Annotated in this window: 5 protein-coding genes and 1 pseudogene; 5 read left to right on the top strand and 1 reads right to left on the bottom strand. The window is 66.9% G+C overall.

The features are described 5' to 3' along the window. The first annotated feature begins 179 nt into the window (after positions 1 to 179). The 5 genes from tkt (at position 180) to FSV73_RS16585 (ending at position 8,516) form a co-directional block, all read left to right on the top strand. Positions 180 to 2,264, top strand: coding sequence for a transketolase (gene tkt, locus FSV73_RS16565; RefSeq protein ID WP_145008933.1), 2,085 nt, complete (start codon positions 180 to 182; stop codon positions 2,262 to 2,264). Next, positions 2,261 to 5,080, top strand: coding sequence for a bifunctional transaldolase/phosoglucose isomerase (locus FSV73_RS16570; protein ID WP_145008934.1), 2,820 nt, complete (start codon positions 2,261 to 2,263; stop codon positions 5,078 to 5,080). Before tkt ends, FSV73_RS16570 begins: the two co-directional genes overlap by 4 nt. A gap of 18 nt (positions 5,081 to 5,098) precedes the next feature. After that, complete coding sequence (gene gnd / locus FSV73_RS16575; RefSeq protein WP_145008935.1) at positions 5,099 to 6,076, top strand: phosphogluconate dehydrogenase (NAD(+)-dependent, decarboxylating); 978 nt, start codon at positions 5,099 to 5,101, stop codon at positions 6,074 to 6,076. Between the two features lie 83 nt (positions 6,077 to 6,159). Beyond that, positions 6,160 to 7,716 (top strand): glucose-6-phosphate dehydrogenase, encoded by a 1,557-nt coding sequence (gene zwf / locus FSV73_RS16580; protein ID WP_145008936.1) that lies wholly within the window; start codon positions 6,160 to 6,162, stop codon positions 7,714 to 7,716. Beyond that, complete coding sequence (locus tag FSV73_RS16585; RefSeq protein ID WP_145008937.1) at positions 7,698 to 8,516, top strand: Cof-type HAD-IIB family hydrolase; 819 nt, start codon at positions 7,698 to 7,700, stop codon at positions 8,514 to 8,516. Before zwf ends, FSV73_RS16585 begins: the two co-directional genes overlap by 19 nt. A 350-nt stretch (positions 8,517 to 8,866) precedes the next feature. On the opposite strand, the pseudogene FSV73_RS16590 reads toward FSV73_RS16585, so the two are convergent. After that, positions 8,867 to 9,750 (bottom strand): annotated as a pseudogene (locus tag FSV73_RS16590) (LysR family transcriptional regulator). Positions 9,751 to 9,830 lie beyond the last annotated feature (80 nt).

Raw genomic sequence — 9,830 nt, forward strand, 5'->3', positions numbered from 1 at the left:
TAGAGAAAGATCGCGACTGCGGCGTGGGGTCGCAGAGGACGCTCGCCCCCGCCGTCCCGGACCTGGTCCGGCCGCTTTGCTTTCTTCTCTTAGGCACTGCCTGGGCTGAAAACGGTTTCACGGACGGTGCTCACCGTTTTCGTCGTGGGTAGTGCCCTGCCAGCACGAGGACGCTTGCCATGGGTTCCACCGCACCTTCCAGCTCCAACGCCGACCAGCTGACCATCAATACCATCCGTACCCTGTCCATGGACGCGGTACAGAAGGCCAATTCCGGGCACCCCGGTACGCCGATGGCCCTGGCTCCGGTCGGGCACACGCTGTGGAGCCGCTTCCTCCGCTACCACCCCGAGCACCCGGACTGGCCCAACCGCGACCGTTTCGTCCTCTCCGTCGGCCATGCCTCCATGCTGCTCTATTCCCTGCTGCACCTGGCCGGGGTCAAGGAGATCGACGAGCATGGCACCGCCACCGGCAAGGAAGCGGTCAGCCTCGACGACATCAAGCAATTTCGCCAGATGGATTCCAAGACCCCGGGGCATCCGGAGTACCGCATGACCACCGGCGTGGAGACCACCACCGGTCCGCTGGGGCAGGGCTGTGGCAACAGCGTCGGCATGGCGCTGGCGCAGAAGTGGCTGGCGGCGCGCTTCAACCAGCCGGGCGCGACCCTCTTCGACTATGACGTCTATGTGCTCTGCGGCGACGGCGACATGATGGAAGGGGTCACCGGCGAGGCGGCCTCGGTGGCGGGTCACCTGGGGCTCGACAACCTCTGCTGGATCTACGACAACAACACCATCAGCATCGAGGGCCACACCGAGCTGGCCTTCAGCGAAGACGTGGCCGAGCGCTTCCGTGGCTACGGCTGGCACACCCTGCACATCAAGGACGCCAACGACGCCGAGGCGCTCGCGGCGGCGCTGCATCGCTTCAAGGGCAACACCGGCAAGCCGACCCTGATCGTGGTCGACAGTCTCATCGGCTATGGCGCGCCCAACAAGCAGAACACTGCGGCGGCCCACGGCGAGCCCCTGGGCGCGGACGAGATCAAGCTGACGAAGAAGGCCTACGGCTGGCCCGAGGATGCCGACTTCCTGGTGCCCGAGGAAGCGCGCCATCACCTGCGCGATGCCTTGCTGGAACGCGCCAGCGGCCTCTACGAAGACTGGAATCGGGCCTTCGACCGCCTGCGCCAGGACGACCCCACCCGCGCCGACGAATTGCAGCGCATGCGGGCCGGCGAGATGCCGGACGGTTGGGACGCCAAGCTGCCCCATTTCGATACCGACGCCAAGGGCGTGGCCTCCCGCGAATCGGGTGGCAAGGCGCTCAATGCCTTCGCCGAGCAGATTCCCTGGCTGATCGGGGGCGCCGCCGACCTCGCGCCCTCCACCAAGACCAATCTCAAGTTCGCCGGCGCTGGCAGCTTTTCGGCGCGCGAGCCGTCCGGTCGCAACATGCATTTCGGGATCCGCGAGCACGCCATGGGCTCCATCGCCAACGGCATGGCGCTCTGCTACCTGCGCAGCTTCACGGCGACCTTCCTGGTGTTCAGCGACTACATGAAGCCGCCGATCCGCCTGGCGTCGATCATGGAGTTGCCGGTGGTCTTCGTATTCACCCACGACTCCATTGGTGTCGGTGAAGATGGCCCCACCCACCAGCCCATCGAGCACCTGGCGCAGCTGCGGGCGACGCCCGGCCTACTGACCCTGCGTCCCGGCGATGCCAACGAGGCGGTGCAGGCCTGGAAGATCGCCCTGCAGCAGACCAACCGACCCTCCTGCATGGTGCTGTCGCGCCAGCCCCTGCCGACCCTGGATCGCTCGAAGTACGCCAGTGCCGAGGGCGTCGCCCAGGGCGCCTACGTGGTGGCCGACGCCGAAGGCGGCCAGCCCCAGGTGATCCTCATGGCCACCGGCAGTGAGCTGGGCCTGGCGATGCAGGCCTATGAGCAACTCCAGGGCGAAGGGGTGAAGGCGCGGGTCGTGTCCATGCCCTGCTGGGAGCTGTTCGAAGAGCAGGACGAGGCCTACAAGCAGTCCGTGCTGCCTGATGAGGTGCTGGGCCGCGTCGCCATCGAACAGGCGGGCCCGCTGGGCTGGGAGCGCTACATCGGTCGCAAGGGCGCCTCGGTGACCATGAGCACCTTCGGTGCCTCCGCGCCGATCGGCAAGCTGCAGGCCAAATACGGCTACACCGTGGAGAACGTGGTCAAGCTGGCCAAGGAACAGGCGCAACGTCAGGGGAGCGCCTCATGAGCAATCCACTCAAACAGTTGACGGAACAGGGCCAGGCGGTCTGGCTCGATTTCGTCAGCCGCGAGTTTCTCGCCAAGGGCGAGCTGCAGACGCTGATCGAGCGTGACGGCCTGACCGGCGTCACTTCCAATCCGTCGATCTTCGAAAAGGCCATGGGGCACGGCAGCGACTACGATGCCAGCCTCGAGGCCTTCCTGGAAAAGGCCGATGCCGAGCCGGTGGACGTCTACGAGCACCTGGCCATCGAAGACATCCAGCAGGCCGCCGACCTCCTGCGGCCGGTCTATGACCGGCTCGAAGGACGCGACGGCTATGTGAGCCTGGAAGTCTCGCCCTATCTGGCGCTGGATACCCGCGCCACCCTGGAAGAGGGACGGCGGCTCTGGCAGGCGGTGAACCGGCCCAACCTGATGGTCAAGGTGCCTGGCACGCCGGAAGGGGCGGCGGCGATCCGCACGCTGATCGAGGAGGGGATCAACGTCAACGTGACCCTGCTGTTCGATCGCAACGCCTACATGGCAGTGGCCGAGGCCTATATCGCCGGTCTGGAGGCGCGGCTGCACCAGGGCCAGGACATCTCTCGGCTGGCCAGCGTGGCCAGTTTCTTCATCAGCCGGGTGGATGCCGTGCTGGACCAGCGCATCGACGAGCGCCAGGGCAGTGATGGCAAGCTGGTGGGGCTGCGCGGCAAGATCGCCATCGCCAACGCCAAGCTGGCCTACCAGGACTACCTGCGGCTGATCCAGTCACCGCGCTGGAAGGTACTGGAAGCCAAGGGCGCGCGGCCGCAGCGGCTGCTGTGGGCCTCCACCGGCTCCAAGGATCCGGCCTATCCCGATACCCTCTACGTGGACCAACTGATCGGCCCGGATACCGTCAACACCATGCCGCCCAAGACCATGGACGCCTTCCGCGATCATGGCACCGTGGCGCCGATGTTGATCACCGACATTGAAGCAGCGCAGCGCGTGCTGGACGCCACCGCCGACGCGGGGCTGGACCTGGACGGCGTGGCCAAGCAACTGGTCAAGGACGGTGCTCGTCAGTTCGAGGACGCCGCCGATGCCCTGCTGGGCGCGGTGGGGCAGAAGCGCCTCGACTTCCTCGGCGAGCGGCTGAATGCGGTGGACTATCGCTTGCCCGGTGCGTTGAATGAAGCCGTGGAGGCGCGTCTCGACGAAGCCCGGCGCGCAGGCTGGTCCCGACGCCTCTGGCAGGGCGATGCCTCGCTCTGGACCGGTCGTGACGAGGATCAGTGGGTCGGCTGGCTGGCCGCGGCCCAAGGCCGCCAGGCCGATCCCGCGGCACTCATGGCCCTGGCCGAAGCGGTGCGCGGCGAAGGCCTGGATACCGTGGTACTGCTGGGCATGGGCGGTTCCAGCCTGGGCCCCGAGGTACTGGCCAACACCCTGGGTACCGCCCGTGGCGGTCTCACCCTCAAGGTTCTGGATTCCACCGACCCGGCGCAGATCAGTGCGCTGGAAGCGCAGCTCGATCTGCGCCGGACGCTGTTCCTGGTGTCCAGCAAGTCCGGCTCGACCCTGGAGCCGGAAATCCTCCGCGCCTACTTCCAACAGGCCGCGGAGCGAGTGCTGGGCGAAGCCGAGGCACGGCATCGTTTCATCGCCATCACCGACCCGGGCTCCAAGCTCGAGGCCAGCGCTTCGGCCGAGGGCTATCGCGCCATCTTCCACGGCGATCCCCATATCGGCGGGCGCTACTCGGTCCTTTCGGTGTTTGGCATGGTCCCCCTGGCCCTGCTCGGGCATGCCGTGGCCGATTTCTTCCAGGTCACTCAGCCCATGGTACTGGCCTGCAGCCCCAGCGCGCCGCCGGCGATCAACCCGGGCATCCGCCTGGGCGTGGTACTGGGCGAGGCGCTGCGTGCCAGTCGCGACAAGGTCACCCTGATCTCCTCTCACGGGGTGGCCAGCCTCGGGGCCTGGCTGGAACAACTGTTGGCGGAAAGTACCGGCAAGCAAGGCAAGGGCATCATCCCGGTGGACTTGGAGCCCCTCGGTGAGCCGGGTGTCTACGGCGCGGACCGGGTTTTCGTCAGCCTGGTGCTGGCCGGTGAAGAGGATGCCGAGCGTGACGGCCGCCTGCAGGCACTGGCCGCGGCAGGTCATCCGGTGATCGATATCCGCCTCGCTCGCCCGGCGCTGATCGGCCAGGAATTCTTCCGCTGGGAGGTGGCCACCGAGGTGGCCGGTGCGGTCATCGGCATCAACCCCTTCGATCAGCCCGACGTCGAGGCCAGCAAGGTCAAGACCCGCGCCCTCACCGACGGCTACGAGCGCGAAGGCCAGCTGGCCGGTGACCAGCCCTTGCTGGAGGAGGGAGACCTGGCCGTGTTCGCCGATGCCGACCTGCGCGGCCAGGACAGCGTCCGCGCCGCGCTCAAGGCGCACCTGGCGCGCCTGCAGCCGGGCGACTACCTCGCCGTGCTCGCCTATCTCGAGCGGAATGAGCTGCACGAGGAGGCCTTGAGCACCATGCGTGATAGCATTCGCGACAGCAAGCGTGTAGCGACCGTCGGCGGCTTCGGCCCTCGTTTCTTGCACTCCACCGGGCAGGCCTACAAGGGCGGTCCCAATTCGGGGGTGTTCATCCAGATTACCGCCGACGCCCAGAACGACCTGGAGATTCCCGGCCGTAGCCTGAGCTTCGGTGTCGTCGAGGCCGCCCAGGCCAAGGGCGACCTCGAGGTACTGGCCGAACGGGGACGGCGCTACCTGCGTGTGCATATCAAGGGCGGCGACATAGACGCTGGCCTGCAACAAATCGTCGAACTGGTCGAGGCGGCGGTCGCCTGACCTCAAGGAGTCATCAGCATGCAATTGGGAATCATCGGACTGGGCCGCATGGGCGGCAACATCGCACGGCGTTTGATGAAGCATGGGCATGAAGTCGTGGTCTACGACCGCAGTGCCGAAACCGTGGCCGGCCTCGGCAAGGAAGGCGCCATCGCCGCCGACGGTCTCGACGGCGTCATCGCGGCCCTGGCGCAGCCCCGTGCCATCTGGGTCATGCTGCCCGCCGGCGAGCCGACCGAGCAGACCATCGCCGAGCTGGCCGACCGCCTGGCTCCCGGCGACGTCATCATCGATGGCGGCAACAGCTACTACAAGGACGACATCCGGCGCGCCAAGACCCTCGCCGAGAAGGGCATCGACTACGTCGATGTCGGCACCTCCGGTGGCGTCTGGGGCCTGGAACGTGGCTACTGCATGATGATCGGCGGCAAGTCCGAAGCCGTCGAGCGCCTGGAGCCCATCTTCGAGGCCCTGTCGCCCGGCTACGGCAGCATCGAGCGTACCCGTGGCCGCAATGCCCCGGACGAGCGTGCCGAGCGCGGCTACATCTTCACCGGTCCGGCTGGCTCAGGTCACTTCGTCAAGATGGTGCACAACGGCATCGAGTACGGCCTGATGCAGGCCTACGCCGAGGGCTTCGACATCCTCAAGATGAAGAACAGCGACAAACTGCCGGAAGACGAGCGCTTCGACCTGGACCTCGCCGACATCGCCGAGGTCTGGCGCCGCGGCAGCGTGGTCTCCTCCTGGCTGCTGGACCTGACCGCCCAGGCCCTGGCCGGCGACGTCGCGCTGGACAAGTTCTCCGGCTCGGTCGCCGACAGCGGCGAAGGGCGCTGGACCATCGAGGCGGCCATCGAGGAAGCGGTGCCGGTCAACGTGCTGTCCGCGGCCCTCTATGCCCGTTTCCGTTCCCGCCAGCAGGCCACCTACGCTGACAAGCTGTTGTCGGCGATGCGCTTCGGCTTCGGCGGCCACGTCGAAATCCCGCAATAAAACCCCGGCCGTTCCCCTGTGGAGCGGCCACGGGCCGCGTCCCGGGGGACGGCACCAGCCGCCCTCGTGGATAAGGCCCTGTCATGACCGATTCTCCTGCCGTCACCCCCGACACCGCTGCCCAGGAGCGGCGTTCCTGCACCAAAGCCCCTGCCGCGCCGCCGGCCACGCTCTTTCTGTTCGGTGCCAACGGCGACCTGGTCAAGCGCTTGCTCATTCCCTCGCTGTACAACCTGCTGCGCGATGGACTGCTCGACGAGCGTACCCGGATCATCGGTGTCGATCATAACCCCAACACCGATGAAGGCTTCGCCGATCGCCTGGAGGCCTTCATCCGCGACCAGGCGGAAGCCAAGGGCAAGTCCCGCGACGAAGCCCTGGATGCCGAGCTCTGGAGTCGGTTGCGCAGCCGTATCCACTACCTGCAGGGCGACTTCCTCGACGATGCGACCTACCAGGCGGTAAGCGAGCGCATCGCCCAGTCCGAGACCGCCAACGCCGTCTTCTACCTGGCCACCGCCGCGCGCTTCTTCGGCGACGTGGCCGAGCGCCTGGGCCAGGCCGGACTGCTGGAGGAAAAGGACGACGCCTATCGCCGGCTGGTGGTGGAAAAACCCTTCGGCGCCGACCTGGCCAGTGCCCAGGCGCTCAACCAGCGCCTGCTGGCCAACATGGACGAAAAGCAGATCTATCGGATCGATCACTACCTGGGCAAGGAGACGGTGCAGAACATCCTGGTCAGCCGCTTCTCCAACGCCCTGTTCGAATCCTTCTGGAACAACCACTACATCGATCACGTGCAGATCACCGCCGCCGAGACCGTGGGCGTGGAGTCACGGGGCGATTTCTACGAGAAGACCGGTACGCTGCGGGACATGGTGCCCAACCACCTGTTCCAGCTGCTGGCCATGGTCGCCATGGAGCCGCCGGCGTCCTTCAACGCCACCTCGGTGCGCGACGAAAAGGCCAAGGTGGTCGGCGCCATCCGCCCCCAGACCACCGAAGAGGCGCTGGCCAACTCGGTCCGCGGCCAGTACGCCGCCGGGACGATGAACGGCAAGCCGGTGAAGGGCTATCGAGAGGAAGAGCGCGTCGATCCCGAGAGCCAGACCGAGACCTACGTGGCGCTCAAGCTGTTCGTCGACAACTGGCGCTGGGCCGGCGTGCCTTTCTACCTGCGCACCGGCAAGCGCCTGACCGCGCGTGATACCGAGATCGCCATCTGCTTCAAGCATGCGCCCTATGCCCAGTTCCGCGATACCAAGATCGACCGGATGCGCCCCAACTACCTGATCATCCAGATCCAGCCCGACGAAGGCATGTGGTTCGACTTCCACGCCAAGCGTCCGGGCCCGCTGGTGGAGCTGGAGAATATCCGCATGGGCTTTGCCTACAGCGATTACTTCGAGATGCAGCCCTCCACCGGCTACGAAACCCTGATCTACGACTCCCTGATCGGCGACCAGACCCTGTTCCAGCGCGCCGACAACATCGAGAACGGCTGGCGCGCGGTGCAGCCCTTCCTCGATGCCTGGAAACAGGGCGGCGAAGTGGAAAGCTATACCGCCGGTAGCGCTGGTCCCGCCGGTGCCGATGAACTGCTGAAGAAGGACGGCCACTCATGGCATCCGCTGACCTGATCCCCATCGACCTGCTGGTGTCGGATATCGACGGCACCCTGGTCCGCGACGACAAGAGCCTGAGCGAGACGGTGATCGCCGCCGTCCAGCGGCTACAGGCGGCCGGCAAGGCCATCACCCTGGTCAGCAGCCGTCCGCCCCGGGCGCTGCTGCCGCTGGTGCAGCGGCTGGGCATCCAGCAACCCGTGGCCGGCTTCAATGGCGGTAACCTGGTGGAGGCGGACGGGAAACTGATCCGCGCCCATCGCCTGGCCGAGCCCGTGACGCGCCAGGTGCTGGAGCGCCTGGAACGCGAGGCCTTCGAGGTCTGGCTGTTCGCCGACGACCTCTGGCTGACCCGTGATCCCCAGGGACCCTACGTGCCGCGCGAGACCCGGGCGCTGGGCTATGGGCCGACGGTGGTGGACTCCTTCGCGCCCTACCTGGACCGGGTCGACAAGATCGTCGCCGCCGGTAGCGATCACGCCGGCCTCGAAACCCTGGAAGGTGAGCTGGGCGAGCTGCTGGGGGAGGGCGCCACGGTGCTGCGCTCCCAGCCCTATTACCTGGACATCACCCACCCCAAGGCCAACAAGGGCGATGCCCTGCTCGAACTGGCCCAGGCGGCGGGCGTCCCCGTCGCGCGCACGGCGGCCATCGGCGACGGCAGCAACGACGTGCCCATGTTCCGCCAGGCGGGCCTGGCCATCGCCATGGGTCAGGCCGGTGCGGCGGTCCACGCAGCCGCCGACCAGGTCACCGCCAGCAACCAGGAAGACGGTGTGGCGGTAGCCATCGACCGGTGGATTCTGGAGAGCTGAGGGGCCCTGCCCGTTGGGCTTCGCTGCGCTCAACCCAACCTACAGGACACGTAGGTTGGGTTGAGGCGGCTCCATGGCCGAAGCCCAACAATGTTTGCCCTCGCTCTAGGTGGAAAAGGCTGCACTGTTTTCCACGCTACGGCCTGGTTGCTGATGTTGGGCTTCGCTGCGCTCAACCCAACCTACAGGGTGCGTAGGTTGGGTTGAGGCGGCTCCATCGCCGAAGCCCAGCAGGTTGGCCCTCGCACCAGGTGGAAAAGGCTGCGCCGTTCTCCACGCTACGCGGGGTCAGGCGTGCGCCCCCTCTCCCTCCGGGAGAGGGCCGGGGTGAGGGCAGCCCAAACCTCATGCTACCCCTCGTTCGCTTCCCGAAACCTCCGCATATGCTCCACCAGCGCCCTCAGCTTGGGCGCCAGGTTGTGCCGGCTCGGGTAGTAGAGATAGAAGCCCGGAAAGGGCGGCAGATAGTCTTCCAGCACCGCCTCCAGCTCGCCGCGTGCCAGATAGGGCCGGAAGGTGTCCTCCATGCCGAAGGTGATGCCGCCGCCGGCCAGCGCCGTGCGAATCATCAGCAGCATGTCGTTGGTGGTGATCCGCGGCGATACCGCCACATCGAAGGCGCGGCCTCCCTCGCTGAATTCCCAGCGCCAGGGCGCCAGCCGATGCAGCGGTGGTCGGCCAGCTCCCGTGGATGGGTCGGACGGCCATGCCGGGCGAAGTAGGCCGGGGTCGCCACGGCGACCTCGCGCTGCGCCCCGGTCACCGGGATGGCGATCATGTCCTGCTCGATCACCTCGCCCAGCCGCACGCCCGCATCGAAGCCCCGCGCGACGATATCGAACTCTTCATCGGTGACGGTGATGTCCAGCGTCACCTCCGGATAGGCCTCGACGAATCCCGCCAGCAGTGGCCCGTCGAGAAAACGCTCGGCGATGGAGGTGGCCGCGACCCGCAGCAGCCCGCGCGGGGGACCGGCGTGGCTCGCCTCGTCCAGGGCACCGAGCAGGCCGGACAGGGGCCCGGCGACCTGCCGGTGCAGGCGTTCGCCCGCCTCGGTCAGGCGTACGCTGCGGGTGGTGCGCTGCACCAGGGAACTGCCCACTTCGTCTTCCAGCCGGCGCATGGCCTGGCTGACCGCGGAGCGGCTGACCCCCAGGCGGTCGGCTGCCACCCGGAAGTTCTCGGACGTGGCCACCACGACGAAAACCTTGAGCAAATTCAGATCGGTTGGCATTGGTAAGTCCGGCTAACTGTGATCTCTCAGTAGGTTGTTCATCCGGGGCGTTCCCGGAATTCTGGAAGCGCGACCAACAC

Source organism: Pseudomonas oryzihabitans, assembly GCF_007665395.1.
Taxonomy (GTDB): domain Bacteria; phylum Pseudomonadota; class Gammaproteobacteria; order Pseudomonadales; family Pseudomonadaceae; genus Chryseomonas; species Chryseomonas psychrotolerans_C.

Bases quoted from the DNA above. Each gene is read 5' to 3' on its own strand.
- zwf (WP_145008936.1), top strand. From the start codon at position 6,160: ATGACCGATTCTCCTGCCGTCACCCCCGACACCGCTGCCCAGGAGCGG.
- tkt (WP_145008933.1), top strand. From the start codon at position 180: ATGGGTTCCACCGCACCTTCCAGCTCCAACGCCGACCAGCTGACCATC.
- FSV73_RS16570 (WP_145008934.1), top strand. From the start codon at position 2,261: ATGAGCAATCCACTCAAACAGTTGACGGAACAGGGCCAGGCGGTCTGG.
- FSV73_RS16585 (WP_145008937.1), top strand. From the start codon at position 7,698: ATGGCATCCGCTGACCTGATCCCCATCGACCTGCTGGTGTCGGATATC.
- gnd (WP_145008935.1), top strand. From the start codon at position 5,099: ATGCAATTGGGAATCATCGGACTGGGCCGCATGGGCGGCAACATCGCA.